We start from the raw sequence: 15504 nt of genomic DNA, 5'->3' as shown, positions 1-15504 counted from the left end.
GGGGCATACGGGCGGCCGGCGACACCCTCGGTGCGGGGGCGGCGCGGCCGGCCCAGGCCCTTCCTCGGTGTCTCTCGTCTTCAGGCCGCGCCAATTTTCTGAAATCGCCCAAATCAAGCGACATGGTGGCGCAACTTAGCCTTGCACTGCTGCCTGCCAGCGTGCGGCCGCCTTGCCGGCCGCTGCCAGCGCCGCATCGCACTGTGGCGCGTCGGCCGGGCATTCGGTGAGGTAGCCGGTCACCAGCAGCGGTGCGCTTTGCGGCGTGGGCCAGGCGATGACGGCATCGTTGGCCGTGCCGCGATCGCCGGTGCCCGTCTTTCCACCCACACGCCAGCCGGCCGGCATGCCCGCGCGCAGGCGCTTGTCGCCCGTGCGGCTGGCCACCAGCCATTGCTGCAGCAGGGCGCGGCCATGGCCGTCCAGCACCGATCCCAGCAGCAGGCGCTGCATGCTTTGCACCATGGCCAGCGGCGTGGTGGTGTCGCGCTCGTCACCGGGCAGGCCTTCGTTGAGTTCGGGCTCCATGCGGTCCAGGCGCGTGGTCTCGTCCCCGCTGGCGCGCAGCCACTGCGTCAGCGCCTGCGGGCCGCCGCTGGCGTCCAGCAGCAGGTTGGCGGCGGTGTTGTCGCTGAGCACCACGGCGGCCTCGCACAGCTCGGAGATGGTCATGCCGCCGCCATCACCGGCACGCGGACCGCTGGCCGGCGAGTAGGGAACCAGCCGGGAGCTGGCGTAGTGCACGCGGCGCGACAGGCGCTCATCGCCCTGCTGCACGCGGTCCAGCACCTGGGCGGCCAGCAGCAGCTTGAAGGTGCTGCACATGACAAAGCGCTCGTCGCCGCGGTGGTCCACGCTGGCGCCCGACTCCGCCTCCAGCACGGCCACGCCGAGCCGGCCGCCCACACTTTTCTCGATGCGCGCCAGCTCGGTCCTGAAGGCCTGGTCGGCAGCCCCCTGTTTTTTTGATGGCAGGGCGCAGCCCGCCAGCCCGGCCGCCATCCAGGCGGCCGCGCCGCCCGTCATCAGAAAATCGCGTCTTTGCATTGTTTTTCCTTTTCAGTTGCAGATCGACAACCGCAACGATAGCGCCGCGCCCAATCTGCGACCAGCGTGAATAATTGGCAGCATCCCTTAGAAAAACTTTTGGCTCACCATGCAACTGCCCCTCAATGCCCTGCGCATGTTCGATGCGGCCGCGCGCCATCTCAACCTGACGCGGGCGGCCGACGAGCTGTGCGTGACCCAGGCCGCCGTCAGCCAGCACATCCGCAACCTGGAGGAGCGCCTGGGCAAGCCACTGTTCCGGCGCCTGCCGCGCGGCCTGGCGCTGACCGACGAAGGCCATGCGCTGTGGCCTGCCGTGGCCGAGAGCTTTGCGCGCATAGAGCATTCGCTGCAGCAGGTGGCCGAACCGCGCCCGCGCGAGGTCCTCACCGTGGGCGTGGTCGGCACCTTCGCCATCGGCTGGCTGATTCCCAGGCTGGGGCAGTTCCAGCAGCAGCACCCCTACATCGACCTGCGACTGCTCACGCACAACAACCGCGTGGACCTGGCCGGCGAAGGGCTGGATGCGGCCGTGCGCTTTGGCGACGGCGCCTGGCAGGGCACGCGCGCCGAGCTGCTGCTGCGCGCGCCGCTCACGCCCATGTGCACCCCGGCCCTGGCCCAGCGCCTGCGCCAGCCGGCCGACCTGGCAGGGCAGACGCTGCTGCGCTCGTACCGCCTGCAGGAGTGGGAGAGCTGGTTTGCCACCCTGGACCAGAGCGCGCCGCTGGCGCGCGGGGCCATGTTCGACTCCTCGCTGACGCTGGCCGAGGCGGCGGCCCAGGGCGCGGGCGTGGCCCTGCTGCCGGCGCGCATGTTCCAGCACCTGCTGCAGCAGGGCCGGCTGGTGCGCCCCTTCGAGCAGGAGGTGGACACGGGCGCCTACTGGCTGACCCATCTGCGCTCGCGCGCACCCAGCGCAGCGCTCAAGACCTTCAGGCAATGGCTGCTGGCGCAGCTGCAATAGCCACGGACGCCCGCGGCAAGACCCGCAGGCCGCCTGACTTTGGCCCCGGCGCTATCATCTGCCGCTTTTGGCCCCTAGCCCCGTCCCCGCTCCATGACCCAGACCCTGCCGGTTCTCTACTCGTTTCGCCGCTGCCCCTACGCCATTCGCGCCCGCCTGGCGCTGGCCCATGCCGGCCTGGCCTGCGAGCTGCGCGAAATCAACCTGCGCAACAAGCCGCAGGCGCTGCTCGATGCCTCGCCCAAGGGCACGGTGCCCGTGCTGGTGCTGGAGGACGGCCGCGTGATCGAGCAGAGCCTGGATGTCATGCTGCACGCGCTGCGCGCCAATGACCCGGACGGCTGGCTGGCACCGACCAGCGGTTCGCTGCCGGACATGCTGGCGCTGATCGAGCGCAACGACGGCTTTTTCAAGCACGCCCTGGACCGCTGCAAGTACCCCGAGCGCTACACGGCCGAAGAGGTCAACCACGCCCAGGCCGATGCCCTGACCTGGCTGGCCGAGCTGGACGACCAACTGGAGGCCACCGGCTACCTGTTCGGCCAGAACCCCAGCCTGGCCGACATGGCGCTGCGCCCCTTCGTGCGCCAGTACGCGCGCATCGACGAGTCGCAATGGAACGAGCAGCCCTGGCCGCACCTGCAGGCCTGGCTGCAGCGCTGGATCGATTCGGCCCTGTTCGCCGAAGTGATGGAAACCTACCCGGGCTGGGTGCCCGGCACGCGCGGCCCGGTCTTTGCCGCCGGCGGCGTGGGCAGCGACTGACGCCTGCCCGCCCCGTGTGCCCTGCCCCGGGTCGGCAGGGGCTGCGCAAGGCAGGCAAAGCTGGCACAGTGGCAGGCTGTTGCCAACCGCATGAGCCTTCGCCGACATGACCCTCGCCACCCTGCTCGTCTTCTCCCTGGTCGCGCTGATCGCGATCATCACCCCCGGTCCCACCGTGCTGCTGGCGCTGGCCAATGGCTCGCGCCACGGCGTGCGCCGCGCCCTGCCGGGCATGCTGGGCGCCGTGCTGTCGGACTTCGTGCTGGTCGGCGCGGTCGCGCTGGGCCTGGGCGCCCTGCTGGCAGCCTCGGAGTTCTGGTTCTCGGTGGTCAAGTGGGCGGGAGCGGCCTACCTGGCCTGGCTGGGCCTGCGCATGCTGCGCAGCCAGGGCGGATCGCTGTCGGCACCCCAGGGTGACGGCAAGGCAGAGGCCGGCGCCGACGGCTACAGCGCCCGCACCGTGCTGTTCAAATCGTTCCTGGTCGCCGTGACCAATCCCAAGGGCTACCTGTTCTGCTCGGCCCTGCTGCCGCAGTTCATCGACCCGGCGGCCGCCCAGGCGCCGCAGTACATCGCCATTGCGCTGGTGTTCGCGCTCATCGATTTCCTGGTGATGCTGGCCTATGCCTTCGCCGGATCACGCGCCGCGCGGCTGCTGCGCGGGCGGGCCGTGATGTGGCTGGACCGCCTGTGCGGCGGCATGCTGCTGGCGCTGGCAGGCTCGCTGGCCTTCTACCGCCGCGCGTCGAACTAGGCGCGCCGCCCAACAGCCTCGCCTCCCCCACTGCGTCAGCGCGTCGTCCCCATGACATCGTCCAGCTGCAGCACGGCCGCCGCGTTGGCGGTGGTGGTGGCCAGGGTGTCGATGGCGCCGGTGCGCAGGGCCCCCAGGATGGCCGTGACCTTGCTGGATTCGGCCGCCACGGCGATGACGTTGGGTATGCGCAGCAGGTCCTCGCGGCTCAGGCCGATGACGCGGTCCTGCATGGGGGTTGCGGCCGGCTGGCCGTGGATGTCGATGAAGTCGTAGCCCATCATGTCGCCCACCGTGCCCGCGCGGCGGGCGTCCGAGATCTCCTGCGCGGAAAACCAGCCCATGCGGGCCATGTTGCTGTCCACGCTGACATCGCCCACGCCGATGAGGGCGATGTCGGCGCGGCGCGCCTTGTCCAGGGTGTGCCTGACGGTGTCGTTGTCCAGCAGCGCCTTGCGCAGTTGCGGATCGCCCACCAGGGCCGGCGCATAGAGCGATTCGGACTTGCCGCCAAAGCGCGCTGCCAGGCGGCGCGCGATGTGGTCGGCGTTCATCGCCTCCCCGCCACGGTAGGAGCCGCCGATGGCGCTGACGAAATGGCATTCCCGCCGTGTGGCGGACAGGGCGTGCTCGGAGACCGAGGACACGTTGCGCCCCATGCCCACGGCCACGATGGAGCCGTCGACCAGGATGCGCTCCAGCTCGCTGGCCACAAGGCCTGCCAGCAGTTCGCGCTGCCGGTCGGCATCCTTGTGGTCCACCGCGATCAGGGCGCGCTTGATGTGAAAGCGCTCGGTCAGCTGCCGCTCCAGGTCGGCGGACACCAGCGAATGCGGCCGCACGCGGATCTCGACGATGCCCTCTTCCTGCGCGCGGCGCAGCAGCCGCCCGACGGTGGCGCGCGAGATGCCGAACTCCTTGGACAGTTGGTCCTGCGTGCATCCATCGACGTAGTACAGGGTCGCCAGTCGCGTCAGGTCGCTTTCAGTCAAGGGTGCCTCCAAGGGTGCCGGGAAAGGCGCGCAGTGTAGCGCCGCTCACCGGGCCTCGCCAGCGTGGGGCAGCAGCAGGACCTTGACCGAGTCCATGGAATCGGCCACCCGGATGGCGCTCTCCCACTCCGACAGCGCATAGCGGTGGGTGACGATGCCCTCGGAGGTGACCAGCCCGCGCGCCAGCAGGTCGATGGCGATGGGGTAGCAATGGGCGCTCAGGTGGGCGCCGCGCAGGTCCAGCTCCTTTTCCTCGCCGATGATGGACCAGTCCACCGTGGTCTCGCGCCCGAAGACGCTGAACTCCACGAAGCGGCCGAGCTTGCGCACCAGGTCCAGCCCCTGCGTCACGCCCGAGGGCGCGCCCGTGGTCTCTATGTACACATCGCAGCCATAGCCGTCGGTCAGTGCGTGCACGATGGCGCGGGCATCCTCGCGTGCGGGGTTGATGGTCACGTCGGCGCCGCAGCGGCGTGCCAGCGCCAGGCGCTGGTCCGACAGGTCCATGACCACCAGCCGGCGCGGCGTCTTCAGGCGCGCCACCTGGGCCATGAGCAGGCCCAGCGTGCCCGCGCCGGCGATGACCACCACATCATCGAGCTGGATGTCGCCGCGGTTGACGGCATGGATGGCGCAGGACAGCGGCTCGGTGATGGCCGCATCCTCGAAGGCCACGCTCTCGGGAATCCGGTGCACCACGGCGCGGGCGGACAGGCGCATGTACTCGGCCATGCCGCCATCGGCCACCTGGCCCTGGAAGCCGTAGACATCGTGCACCTCGCACATCCAGCGAAAGCCGGTCCTGCAATAGCGGCAGGCATGGCAGGGCACGATCTGCTCGGCGATCACCCGGTCACCCAGCTGCACGCCGTGGTGCTCCTGGGCCCCCTCGCCCACCTGCACCACATGGCCCCAGAACTCGTGGCCCGCGATCACCGGCGGGCGCACATAGGCGGGGCGGCCTTTTTCCGGATCTCCCCAGAAGCGCGGCGCGCCAGCCCAGCATTTGCAGTCGCCCGCGCAAATGCCGCAAGAAGCCACGCGGATGACCAGCTCGCGCGGCCCGGCCTGCGGACGCGCGACGCGTTCGAGCCGGTAATCCCTGGGCCCGTGGCAGACCACGGCCAGCATGTTCGTATCGGCGGCGTCAGGCAGGGTGTTTTGCATGGAACTCTCCCGGGTTGCAGATGGTGGACAGGACGTGGGCGCAGCGCTTCATGCCCTGCGGCGCGAACTGTCGAGCAGCACGGCGCCGACGATGATCACGCCCTTGATCAACTGCTGGTAGTACGAGGACACGCCCAGCAGGTTCAGCCCGTTGTTGATCACGCCGATGAGCAGGGCGCCAACGACCGTGCCGCCCAGGCTGCCCGTGCCGCCCGACAGGCTGGTGCCGCCGATCACCACGGCCGCGATGGCGTCCAGCTCGTAGGACACGCCGGCCTGCGGCAGCGCCGCCGTGGTGCGCGACGCCAGCAAAATGCCGGCCAGCCCCGCGAGCAGGCCGCTGGCCACATAGACCAGCAGCACGATGGCGCGGGTGTTGATGCCGCTGGTCTTGGCGCTGCGCAGATTGCCGCCCACGGCGTAGATGTAGCGGCCATACACGGTGTAGCGCAGCACGAAGGCGAACACCGCGACGGCAACGGCAAAGATCACGATGGGCATGGGCACGGGTCCCAGCTGGCCGGCGCCGATGGCAAGAAAGCCGTCGGGCAGCTCGGACACCGGCATGCCGTCGTTGTAGATGTAGGTCAGGCCACGCGCCGCACTGAGCATGCCCAGCGTGGCCACGAAGGGCGGCACCGCGAACCAGGCCACCAGCAGGCCGTTGACGCCGCCCAGCAGCATGCCCACGCCCAGCCCGGCGCCCACGCTCACCGCCAGCCCCTGGCCATCGGCCGCCAGCCAGGCGCCGACCATGCCGGCCAGCGCCAGGATGGCGCCCACCGACAGATCGATGCCCGCCGTCAGCACCACGCACGTCATGCCGATGGCCAGGATGCCGTTGATGGAGGTCTGGCGCAGGATGTCGGCCCAGTTGCCCCAGGTCATGAAATGGGGGTTGGCCAGCGCCAGCGCCGCGCACAGTGCAATCAGCGCGATGACCACGCCGTAGCGCTCGCGCAGGCTGCGCAGGTCCAGCGCGCGCCGCCCCAAGAGCGGCGGCGAAGATGCGGCTTGAAGATTCGTCATGGAGGACTCCCGCGTTGATGGAAGAAAGGCGTGGTGCCGGCTGACCGCTCACTGGATGGAGTAGCCCCCGTCGATGACGATGTTCTCGCCCGTCAGCATGCCGGCGTGCGTACCGGCCAGGAACACGGCCAGCCGCGCCACCTCCTCGGGCTGCGCAAAGCGGCCCGTGGGGATGAGTGCCCGCATGGCCTCCCCCACCTGCCCGGCCCAGGCCTTGCGGCCCAGCGGCGTGTCCACCACCGTCGGCGAGATGGCGTTGACGGTGATGCCGTCCGATGCCCACTCCAGCGCCAGCACGCGCGTCAGTCCCACCAGGCCCGCCTTGCTGGCGCAATAGGCGGCATGGCGCCTGAGCGCGACCACGCTGGCCTGCGAGGCCAGGTTGATGATGCGGCCGTGGCGCTGGCGGCGCATGGCCGGGGCCACCGCCTGGGCCAGCAGCAGCGGCGCCGTGAGGTTGACGGCCAGCGTGCGCTCCCACGCGGCCTCGCTGATTTCGCCGGCCGGCTCCAGCAGCGCCACGCCGGCGCTGTTGACCAGGATGTCGATGCGGCCCGTGGCCTCCAGCACGGTGGCCACCGCCTGCTCCACGCCCTCGGGCCTGGTCACATCCACCGCCAGCGGCAGGTGATGCCGGGGCTCCGCCAGGCTGGCAGCGGCCACGTCCAGTGCCTGCCGCTCCAGGTCCAGCAGGACGACACGCGCACCGCCTTCGGCGAGCTGCCGGGCAATCGCCAGGCCGATGCCGCCCGCGCCGCCGGTGACCAGGGCCGTGCGGCCGTCGAAGTCCCGCTCCAGGCCGGCGGCGCTCATTTGCGCACCTTCTGCAAGAAGGCGTCGGCATTGGCGGGCACGATGGCGGTCCAGGGCACCTCGTAGGATTTGGCCGTGCCATCGCCCCAGGGCATGGCCTGGGCATACTCGCTCCATACCACCGAGCGCGGCCGGTAGGACGGGCCGACAAGCTGGCGCAGCAGCACATCCAGCGCGCCCTGCGCCTGGGCCTGGGCATCCTGGAAATTGGTGGTCATCTCGCCGCGCTTGACGGCCGTGATGGCGGCGGCCACGCCGTCCACGCCCACCACCGGGATGGTCTTGATGTCGATGCCCTTGGTCTTGATGGCCTGCACCGCGCCCAGGGCCTCGTCGTCGTTCTGGGCGATCACGCCCTGGATCTGGCCCGGGAATGCGGTCAGCCAGTTCTCCATCAGTCCCATGGATTCGGCACGCGACCAGTTGGCGGTCTTGCGCGCCAGCACCTTCACGTCCTTGTGGCGGGCCAGCACCTCGTCATTGCCGCGCGCCCGCTCGATCTGTGCCGACTGGCCTATGGGCCCCTCGATGACGACGATATTGCCCTTGCCGCCGATGGCCTTCATCAGCGCCTCGGCCTGCATGCGGCCGGCCACCACATCGTCATTGCCCACGTAGGAGGTCAGCACATCGCCCTGCACGCGCGTGTTGGAGCCCACCACGGGAATGCCGGCCTTCACCGCCTTCTGCACGGGCGCCGCGCCCGCCTTCAGGTCGATGGGCACGAAGAGGATGCCGTCGTACTTCTGCGTAATCATGGTGTCGAACTGGTTGCTCTGCGTCAGCGCGTCGTAGTTGCCGTCGAACACGGTGATCTGCACCGTGCCGTCCTTCACGGCCGGATGCGCCTTCAGCTCCTTGGTCCACATCTGCATGAACTCGCCCTTGAGCCCATAGACGGCCGCGCCTATGCGGTAGGGCTTGGCCGGCGATGGCACTGGTGCTGGTGCCGACAGCGGGGCCGGAGCCTGGGCCCGGACCTGCGCTGCGGCCAGGAACAGCCCACCGGCAAGCGCGGCGGCAAGCACGGTGGTGAAGCGGAAAAACGGCATGGTCATGTCTCCTGTGTGTTGTGAAAGGCAAGGGGAAAAACGCAGCACGGGCATCGCCCGGGCTCAGGACGCGAGGTGCATCAGCGCCTCCTGCGTGATGCCGTGGCCGGCCACCACGCGGTCAAGCCGGCCTTTGCGGAAGATGGCAATGCGGTCGCTCAGCTCCAGCAGTTCCGGCGCCTCGGAGGACACCACCACCACGGCATGGCCCTGCTCGGCCAGCGAGGCCAGGAAGGCGTACACCTCGCGCTTGGCGCCTTCGTCGATGCCGCGCGTGGGCTCGTCGCACAGCAGGCAGACGGGGTTGGTGGCCATGCAGCGGGCCAGCACCACCTTCTGCTGGTTGCCGCCGCTCAGGCCCGAGACCGGCATGGCCGGGCTGGCCAGCTTCACGCGCAGGCGCTGCAGCAGGCCGCCCACCAGCACGCGCTCTGCCGCGCCATCCACCACCCCGGCGCGCTGCAGGCCCGGCAGTGCGGGCAAGCTGGTGTTGAAGCGCACCGAGGAGCTCATCACCAGCCCCGTGGCCTTGCGGTCCTCGGTCACCAGGGCCAGGCCCGCCTTGATCGACGCCGCCGGATTGCCGCGCGGCAGGGGCCGTCCGCCCAGGCTCGCCTGCCCCTGGTCAGCGCGCGTGAGGCCGTACAGACAGTTGAGGAATTCGCTGCGGCCCGATCCCATCAGTCCGTAGATGCCCAGCACCTCGCCGGGGGCAACGTCCAGGCTGATGTCCTCGAACTCGCCCCGGCGCGTGAGCCCCTGCACCGACAGCAGCGGCTCGCCCGGCGCCGCAGCCCTGCGCTCGCTGGCGGCAGCGCGGACCTCCCGGCCCACGATGAGCTTCACCAGCTGCCGCCGGTCGATATCGGCCAGCGCGCCGGTCTGCACGAAGCCGCCATCGCGGAACACCGTGTAGCTGTCGGCAATGGTGAAGATCTCCGTCAGGCGGTGCGACACGTAGAGGATGCCAGCGCCCTGCGCGGTCACGCGGCGTATCGCGTCGAAGAGGATGGCGGTCTCGCTTTCGCCAATGGCCGAGGTGGGCTCGTCCATGATGATCAGCTCGCTTTGCCGGCTCAGGGCCTTGGCAATCTCCACCAGCTGGGTCTGCGCCAGGCTCAGGCGGCCCATCTGCGCACGCGGATCGATATCGAAGCCCAGCTGCCTGAGCAGCGCATCCGCCTGCTCCAGCAGCGCGGCATGGCGGACCACCACGCCGGCGCGCCGAGGCTCGCGGCCCAGGAAGATGTTCTCGGCCACGCTCATGCCCGGGATGGGCGACAGCTCCTGCGTGATGATGGACAGGCGGTGCGCCAGCGCCTCGTGCGGCGTGGCGAAATCCACCGGCCGGCCCTTGAGCAATATCTCGCCGGCATCGCGCCGCAACAGGCCCATCACGATGTTCAGGAAGGTGGACTTGCCTGCGCCATTGCCGCCGCACAGCGCGTGCACGCTGCCGGCCTGCAGCTCAAGGCAGCCGTTGCGCAGCGCAGGCACGCCGCCGAAGCTCTTGGCCACGCCGCGCGCCTGCAGCAGTGCGGTGCCGGTGCCGGTGCCGGTGCCGGTGCCGGTGCCCATGGTCACGCGCCCTGCCCGCGCCCGGCCGCGGCGGCCTGCGAGCGTTCGAAGCCGGTGATGGCATCCACCTTCAGGGCCGAGCTGCCGCCATCGAAGCGCGATGCAAGGAAGCGGTCCACGATGGCCTTGGCCAGTTCCACCCCGATCACGCGCGAGCCCAGCGTGATGATCTGCGCGTCGTTGCTGCGGCTGGCGCGCTCGGCCGAATAGGTGTCATGCGCCTGCGCGGCGCGGATGCCCGCCACCTTGTTGGCGGCAATGGCCATGCCTATGCCCGTGCCGCACAGGAGAACGCCGCGCTCATGGCGGCCCTGGACGATGGCCTGCGCCACCGCGATGCCGATGTCGGGGTAGAGCACCGGCTCGCCGTCGTGCGTGCCGAAGTCGGCCACTTCGTGGCCCTGGGCCAGCAGATGCTGCTTCACGGCGTTCTTGAGGTCGCAGGCGGCTTCGTCGCAGCCGATGGCCAGGTTCATGGCATCCCCTTCATTACAAAAGACCATAACATGATCATTTGATCAATGTTTTTTGAGAGTCTTCTCAATCGGAGAGCAGTTGTCAAACAAAGATAGCTATGCGAATCGGCAAGACAAATACGTAACCCGTTGAATTTTCTACAAAATCCATCAAATCCTATCGTTTTCCCTTGGCTATTGAATAGCCAACAGGCATTGACATGCCAATTTCAACAAATCAAAAATGACCATTCAATGATCATATGAACAGTCTTCGGCACACCCGCCGGGACTGCACTTGGAGGAGACAAAGGCATGACGACCAACCGCGTGATCAACGACCCCGACCGGGTGGTGGAGGACATGCTCCAGGGATGGATCGCCGCCCATGGCGACACCCTGCGCATCGACGCCGGCAATGCCCGCGTCGTGCGCCTGCATGGCGCGCCACGCAGGGGCAAGGTGGGCATCGTGACGGGCGGCGGGTCGGGCCATGAGCCGGCCTTTCTGGGCTATGTGGGCGCAGGCCTGTGCGACGCCGCCGCCGTGGGCGAGGTCTTCTCGTCCCCCACGGCCAGAAGCTTCTACGACGCCATGCGCGCGGCCGATGGCGGCGCCGGCGTGGCCTGCCTGTATGGCAACTACGCGGGCGACAACATGAACGTGGCCATGGCCGTGCAGATGGCCGCGGCCGAAGGCATGGCGGTCAGGACCGTGGTGGCCAACGACGACGTGCCTTCAGCCGCGCGGGGCGACGAAGCCAGCCGCCGCGGCGTGGCCGGCGAGATCCTGATGTGGAAGGTGGCGGGCGCCCGGGCGGCCATGGGCGCCAGCCTCGACGAAGTGATCGCCCTCGCCCGGCACGCCATGGCCCGCACGCGCAGCATCGGCATCGGCCTGTCGGCATGCACCATTCCCGCCGTGGGCAAGGCCAACTTCCATATCGAGCGCGGCAGCATGGAGGTGGGCATAGGCCACCATGGCGAGCCCGGCATGTCCGTGCACCGCACGGCCACGGCGGCCGATATGGCCGAGCGCATGCTGGACACCCTGCTGCCCGACCTGCCCTTCTCCCCGGGCGACCGCGTGGCCGTGCTGCTGTCCGGCCTGGGCGCCACGCCGCTGATGGAGCAGTACATCCTCTATGGCGAGGTGGCCCGGCGCCTGCAAGAACGCGGCATTCAGGTGGCCTTCCGGCTGGTGGGCAATCTCTTCACCTCGCTGGAGATGATGGGCATCACGCTCACGCTGATGCAGCTGGACGACGAGCTGCTGGCCTGCCTCAAGGCACCCTGCCAGTCAGTCGCCCTGACCCTGGCCGGCGGGCTGCCGCCCCAGCCGCAGGAGGCCATTCCAACGCCGCCCTCTGTTCCGGCAAGGACGCCAGCACAGGCCCAGGAACAAGCACAAACCGCCCGCCCCCAAGCCGCAAGGCGCACCAGCAAAGGGCCGGCCATTGCGCTCGATGGCGCGGGCAGCATCGTGCGTGAACTGATCACGGCCATCGTCAGCCACCGGGAGTTCCTGAGCGAGATCGACGGCCTGATCGGCGATGGCGATCACGGCATCAACATGGCCAAGGGCTTTTCCGGCTGCGGCGCACGGCTTGATGCCATGGAGGCCAGCCAGGCAGCGCAGCTGCCTGCGGCGCTGCAGCAGCTGTCCCAGGCCTTGATGGACGATATCGGCGGCTCCATGGGCCCGCTGTACGGCAGCTTCTTCCAAGGCTTCGCCGATGTTCTTGGGCCGGAGCAGGAGATGGATGCAGCCCTGTTCGGCCAGGCGCTGGCGCGGGCCGTCGCCGATGTGCAGGAGATGGGCAAGGCCCAGGTGGGCGACAAGACCCTCATCGACACGCTGGCCCCGGCCCTGCAGGCCTACCGGCAATCGCTGCAGGCCGGCGCCGGTTTCCGCGAGGCGCTGCAGGCCATGGAGGCCGCGGCCGAAGCGGGCAAGGAATCCACGCGCCACTTGCAGGCCCGCATCGGGCGCTCGGCCCGGCTGGGGCCGCGCTCCATTGGCGTGCTGGACGCGGGCGCCACGTCCTGCTGGCTGATTCTGAGCACCCTGGCGCAGTCGCTGCAGCGGCGACTGGCGCAAGCCTCAGCCTAGGGCTCAGCGCCTGCGGGCAGCGCCGCGCACCAGCAGCACCAAGACGGCCACGCTCATGATGGCAAAGCAGATGAAGGACCAGTTGGCGATGGAGCCGCCCAGAAAGCTCCAGTCCACGGCGGCGCAGTCGCCCGAGCCACGGAAGATCATGGGCACGGCACGGCTGATGGAGTAGTTCTCGATCATTCCATAGAAGTCGCGGCCGCAGGTGGCGAACTCGGGCGGATACCACTGCAGCCAGCTCTGGCGCGCGGCGACGAAGGCGCCAAAGCCTGCAGCCACCAGCGCCAGCACGCCCCAGCTGATCAGCCAGCCACGGCCGCCGCGCACACTGCCCAGGCCCGTGAAGAGGGCCACGCCGATCAATGCATAGCGCTGCACGATGCACATCGGGCAGGGCTCCAGCCCGACCACATGCTGCAGATACATGCCGAAGGCCAGCATGGCCACGCAGGCCAGGCTGATGAGCGCCAGGATGCGGCGCGGAGCGTTGTCAAACCATTGAAGCATTCTTGTCTTTCGTCACCCGGTTGAATGAAATCAGGGCTGCGGCGCCGGCCCGGCGCTGCAGCCCTGTTCAGCGGGTGCAGGAAGCCGTTGCCGCGCCGTCAGATGCCAGCCGCCTCGTCCAGAAACACCTTGGCACGGCGCGGTGTCACCACCAGGGTTTCCCCCTCGCGCAGGGCCATGTCCCTGAACTGCTGCGCAGGAATCTGCGCCTCGATCAGGCCACCCTCTTCGGCATTGTCCGTGCTTTCGGTGCTCTCCGATGGAATAAGTTCCAGGCGCGCAATGGGCCCCACGACGATGGCGCGGGCCAGCTGCACGACGATGCCCGTGGGCCGTCCCTGGACGTCCAGGTTCTGGCCGGGCGAGTAGCGCTCCACCTCCAGATCGTGCGGGCGCACATAGGCGAAGGCCTTGCTGTCGCTGGCGCCCTTGGCGTCGTGGCTGTCCAGCTGGGTGCCGTCGTCCAGGTAGACGCGGCCATCGCTGGCACGGCCCTTGAACAGGTTGACATCACCCAGGAAGCCGTAGACGAAGGGCGTGGCCGGGTTGTCCCAGACCTGCTGGGGCGTGCCCTCCTGCTCGATGCGGCCCTGGTTGATGACGACCACGCGGTCGGCCACCTCCAGTGCCTCCTCCTGGTCGTGGGTCACGAAGATGGAAGTCACGTGCAGCTCGTCATGCAGGCGGCGCAGCCAGCGGCGCAGCTCCTTGCGCACCTTGGCATCCAGCGCGCCGAAGGGCTCGTCGAGCAGCAGCACCTTGGGCTCCACCGCCAGGGCGCGGGCCAGGGCAATGCGCTGGCGCTGGCCGCCCGACAGCTGGGACGGGAAGCGTTCGGCAATCCAGTCCAGCTGCACCAGCTTGAGCAGGCTCATCACCTTCTCGCGGATCTGGGCCTCGCTGGGGCGCTGGCTGCGCGGCTTCACGCGCAGGCCGAAGGCCACGTTCTCGAACACGGTCATGTGGCGGAACAGCGCGTAGTGCTGGAACACGAAGCCCACATTGCGCTCGCGCACATGGACATCGGTGGTGTCTTCGCCGCTGAAGTGGATGCTGCCCACGTCGGGCGTCTCCAGGCCCGCGATGATGCGCAGCAGCGTGGTCTTGCCGCAGCCCGAGGGGCCGAGCAGTGCGATGAGTTCGCCGGACTGGATGTCCAGGCTCACATCGCGCAGGGCCTGGAAATCGCCGAACTGCTTGCTGACGTTGCGTATTTCAATGCTCATGGTCTTGCTCTTGCTTTTGTCTGGTCGGGGCCGAGGTTCAGGACACCTGCGGCACCTGGGATGCCTGGGATGCCGCCGTGGGGCGCTCGGGAGGCAGGTCGGCAGCGGCCTTGGCCTGCTGCTCGGCACGCCACTCGGCCACCGACTTGATGACCAGGGTCACCAGCGCCAGCAGGGCCAGCAGCGAGGCGGCAGCGAAGGCGGCAACGGACTGGTACTCGTTGTAGAGGATCTCCACATGCAGCGGAATGGTGTTGGTCTGGCCGCGGATGTGGCCCGAGACCACCGACACCGCGCCGAACTCGCCCATGGCACGCGCATTGCACAGGATCACGCCGTACAGCAGGCCCCACTTGATGTTGGGCACGGTGACCTTCCAGAAGGTCTGCCAGCCCGTGGCACCCAGCACGATGGCGGCCTGCTCCTCGTCGCTGCCCTGCGCCTGCATCAGCGGGATCAGCTCGCGGGCGATGAAGGGGAAGGTCACGAAGATGGTGGCCAGCACGATGCCGGGCACGGCGAAGATGATCTTGATGTCATGCTCGGCCAGCCAGGGGCCGAACCAGCCATGGGCACCGAACACCAGCACGTACATCAGGCCCGCCACCACAGGCGAGATCGAGAACGGCAGGTCGATCAGGGTGATCAGAAAGGCCTTGCCCCGGAACTCGAACTTGGCGATGCACCAGGCCGCCGCCACGCCGAACACCAGGTTCACCGGCACGGCGATCAGCGCCGTGATCAGGGTCAGCTTGATGGCCGACCAGGCATCGGGCTCCTGCAGGCCGGCGACATAGGCGTCCCAGCCCTTGCGCAGCGCCTCGGTGAACACGGCCGCCAGCGGCAGCACGAGGAACAGGCCGATGAAGATCAGCGCAATGCCCGTGAGAATCCAGCGCACGGCGCGCGGCTCGGTGGTGGTGAGCTTTTCGCGCCGGCCCTTCGGGGGCGCGGTGAGCCTGTACAGCACCAGCACGGCGACCAGCACCGCGCCAATGATCTTGAGAAGCAATGCTTCCTGTGGAGACAACGCCATC

General features: G+C 68.9%; 15 protein-coding genes. 4 read left to right on the top strand and 11 right to left on the bottom strand.

The genetic code is table 11. From position 1 onward, the window contains the following. Positions 1-135 precede the first annotated feature (135 nt). Positions 136-1047, bottom strand: coding sequence for a class A beta-lactamase (gene bla / locus DELCS14_RS11275; protein WP_013801707.1), 912 nt, complete (start codon positions 1045-1047; stop codon positions 136-138). A 109-nt stretch (positions 1048-1156) separates the two neighbouring features. On the opposite strand from bla, the gene DELCS14_RS11270 reads away from it, so the two are divergent. The 3 genes from DELCS14_RS11270 to DELCS14_RS11260 all read left to right on the top strand — a co-directional run bounded on the left by DELCS14_RS11270 (position 1157) and on the right by DELCS14_RS11260 (position 3533). After that, positions 1157-2014: a LysR family transcriptional regulator gene (locus tag DELCS14_RS11270; RefSeq protein WP_012206374.1), complete on the top strand. Its 858-nt coding sequence runs from the start codon at positions 1157-1159 to the stop codon at positions 2012-2014. A 93-nt stretch (positions 2015-2107) separates the two neighbouring features. Beyond that, on the top strand, positions 2108-2779 hold the full coding sequence (locus DELCS14_RS11265) for a glutathione S-transferase (RefSeq protein ID WP_013801706.1): 672 nt from the start codon (positions 2108-2110) through the stop codon (positions 2777-2779). A 106-nt stretch (positions 2780-2885) separates the two neighbouring features. Beyond that, positions 2886-3533: a LysE family translocator gene (locus tag DELCS14_RS11260; protein WP_013801705.1), complete on the top strand. Its 648-nt coding sequence runs from the start codon at positions 2886-2888 to the stop codon at positions 3531-3533. Between the two features lie 35 nt (positions 3534-3568). Here DELCS14_RS11260 and DELCS14_RS11255 read toward each other — a convergent pair whose 3' ends face one another. The 7 genes from DELCS14_RS11255 to rpiB all read right to left on the bottom strand — a co-directional run bounded on the left by DELCS14_RS11255 (position 3569) and on the right by rpiB (position 10640). After that, entirely contained in the window at positions 3569-4525 is a 957-nt protein-coding gene (locus tag DELCS14_RS11255) for a sugar-binding transcriptional regulator (RefSeq protein WP_012206377.1), read from the bottom strand. A 45-nt stretch (positions 4526-4570) separates the two neighbouring features. Continuing rightward, positions 4571-5692, bottom strand: a complete 1122-nt coding sequence (locus DELCS14_RS11250; protein ID WP_012206378.1) for an erythritol/L-threitol dehydrogenase — start codon at positions 5690-5692, stop codon at positions 4571-4573. Positions 5693-5740: 48 nt separating this feature from the next. After that, on the bottom strand, positions 5741-6721 hold the full coding sequence (locus tag DELCS14_RS11245) for an ABC transporter permease (protein WP_013801704.1): 981 nt from the start codon (positions 6719-6721) through the stop codon (positions 5741-5743). 48 nt (positions 6722-6769) lie between these two features. Then, complete coding sequence (locus DELCS14_RS11240; RefSeq protein WP_013801703.1) at positions 6770-7534, bottom strand: GolD/DthD family dehydrogenase; 765 nt, start codon at positions 7532-7534, stop codon at positions 6770-6772. Then, positions 7531-8586: a substrate-binding domain-containing protein gene (locus DELCS14_RS11235; RefSeq protein WP_013801702.1), complete on the bottom strand. Its 1056-nt coding sequence runs from the start codon at positions 8584-8586 to the stop codon at positions 7531-7533. Before DELCS14_RS11235 ends, DELCS14_RS11240 begins: the two co-directional genes overlap by 4 nt. Positions 8587-8649: 63 nt before the next feature. Beyond that, entirely contained in the window at positions 8650-10164 is a 1515-nt protein-coding gene (locus DELCS14_RS11230; RefSeq protein WP_013801701.1) for a sugar ABC transporter ATP-binding protein, read from the bottom strand. A gap of 2 nt (positions 10165-10166) precedes the next feature. Then, positions 10167-10640 carry a ribose 5-phosphate isomerase B gene (gene rpiB, locus DELCS14_RS11225; protein ID WP_013801700.1) on the bottom strand — a complete coding sequence of 158 codons (474 nt, stop codon included), beginning with the start codon at positions 10638-10640 and terminating at the stop codon, positions 10167-10169. A 294-nt stretch (positions 10641-10934) separates the two neighbouring features. On the opposite strand from rpiB, the gene dhaL reads away from it, so the two are divergent. Continuing rightward, the gene (gene dhaL / locus DELCS14_RS11220; protein WP_013801699.1) at positions 10935-12731 is read left to right on the top strand and encodes a dihydroxyacetone kinase subunit DhaL; all 1797 of its coding nucleotides are present in this window, start codon (positions 10935-10937) and stop codon (positions 12729-12731) included. 3 nt (positions 12732-12734) lie between these two features. Here the strand turns inward: dhaL and DELCS14_RS11215 are convergent, their stop codons facing one another. The 3 genes from DELCS14_RS11215 to cysW all read right to left on the bottom strand — a co-directional run bounded on the left by DELCS14_RS11215 (position 12735) and on the right by cysW (position 15503). After that, positions 12735-13241 (bottom strand): disulfide bond formation protein B, encoded by a 507-nt coding sequence (locus DELCS14_RS11215; RefSeq protein ID WP_012206385.1) that lies wholly within the window; start codon positions 13239-13241, stop codon positions 12735-12737. A gap of 98 nt (positions 13242-13339) precedes the next feature. Next, complete coding sequence (locus DELCS14_RS11210) at positions 13340-14467, bottom strand: sulfate ABC transporter ATP-binding protein (protein ID WP_013801698.1); 1128 nt, start codon at positions 14465-14467, stop codon at positions 13340-13342. Positions 14468-14504: 37 nt separating this feature from the next. Next, a complete protein-coding gene (gene cysW, locus DELCS14_RS11205; protein ID WP_013801697.1) occupies positions 14505-15503 on the bottom strand; it encodes a sulfate ABC transporter permease subunit CysW in 999 nt (332 codons plus the stop codon). Position 15504: the final 1 nt, after the last annotated feature.

Source organism: Delftia sp. Cs1-4, assembly GCF_000214395.1.
Taxonomy (GTDB): domain Bacteria; phylum Pseudomonadota; class Gammaproteobacteria; order Burkholderiales; family Burkholderiaceae_C; genus Comamonas; species Comamonas acidovorans.
This window is presented reverse-complemented; position numbering and strand designations above follow the sequence as displayed.

Excerpts from the sequence above, each read along its gene's own strand:
- bla (WP_013801707.1), bottom strand. The coding sequence starts at position 1,047 with ATGCAAAGACGCGATTTTCTGATGACGGGCGGCGCGGCCGCCTGGATG.
- DELCS14_RS11270 (WP_012206374.1), top strand. The coding sequence starts at position 1,157 with ATGCAACTGCCCCTCAATGCCCTGCGCATGTTCGATGCGGCCGCGCGC.
- DELCS14_RS11265 (WP_013801706.1), top strand. The coding sequence starts at position 2,108 with ATGACCCAGACCCTGCCGGTTCTCTACTCGTTTCGCCGCTGCCCCTAC.
- DELCS14_RS11260 (WP_013801705.1), top strand. The coding sequence starts at position 2,886 with ATGACCCTCGCCACCCTGCTCGTCTTCTCCCTGGTCGCGCTGATCGCG.
- DELCS14_RS11250 (WP_012206378.1), bottom strand. The coding sequence starts at position 5,692 with ATGCAAAACACCCTGCCTGACGCCGCCGATACGAACATGCTGGCCGTG.
- DELCS14_RS11245 (WP_013801704.1), bottom strand. The coding sequence starts at position 6,721 with ATGACGAATCTTCAAGCCGCATCTTCGCCGCCGCTCTTGGGGCGGCGC.
- DELCS14_RS11240 (WP_013801703.1), bottom strand. The coding sequence starts at position 7,534 with ATGAGCGCCGCCGGCCTGGAGCGGGACTTCGACGGCCGCACGGCCCTG.
- DELCS14_RS11235 (WP_013801702.1), bottom strand. The coding sequence starts at position 8,586 with ATGCCGTTTTTCCGCTTCACCACCGTGCTTGCCGCCGCGCTTGCCGGT.
- DELCS14_RS11230 (WP_013801701.1), bottom strand. The coding sequence starts at position 10,164 with ATGGGCACCGGCACCGGCACCGGCACCGGCACCGGCACCGCACTGCTG.
- rpiB (WP_013801700.1), bottom strand. The coding sequence starts at position 10,640 with ATGAACCTGGCCATCGGCTGCGACGAAGCCGCCTGCGACCTCAAGAAC.
- dhaL (WP_013801699.1), top strand. The coding sequence starts at position 10,935 with ATGACGACCAACCGCGTGATCAACGACCCCGACCGGGTGGTGGAGGAC.
- DELCS14_RS11215 (WP_012206385.1), bottom strand. The coding sequence starts at position 13,241 with ATGCTTCAATGGTTTGACAACGCTCCGCGCCGCATCCTGGCGCTCATC.
- DELCS14_RS11210 (WP_013801698.1), bottom strand. The coding sequence starts at position 14,467 with ATGAGCATTGAAATACGCAACGTCAGCAAGCAGTTCGGCGATTTCCAG.
- cysW (WP_013801697.1), bottom strand. The coding sequence starts at position 15,503 with ATGGCGTTGTCTCCACAGGAAGCATTGCTTCTCAAGATCATTGGCGCG.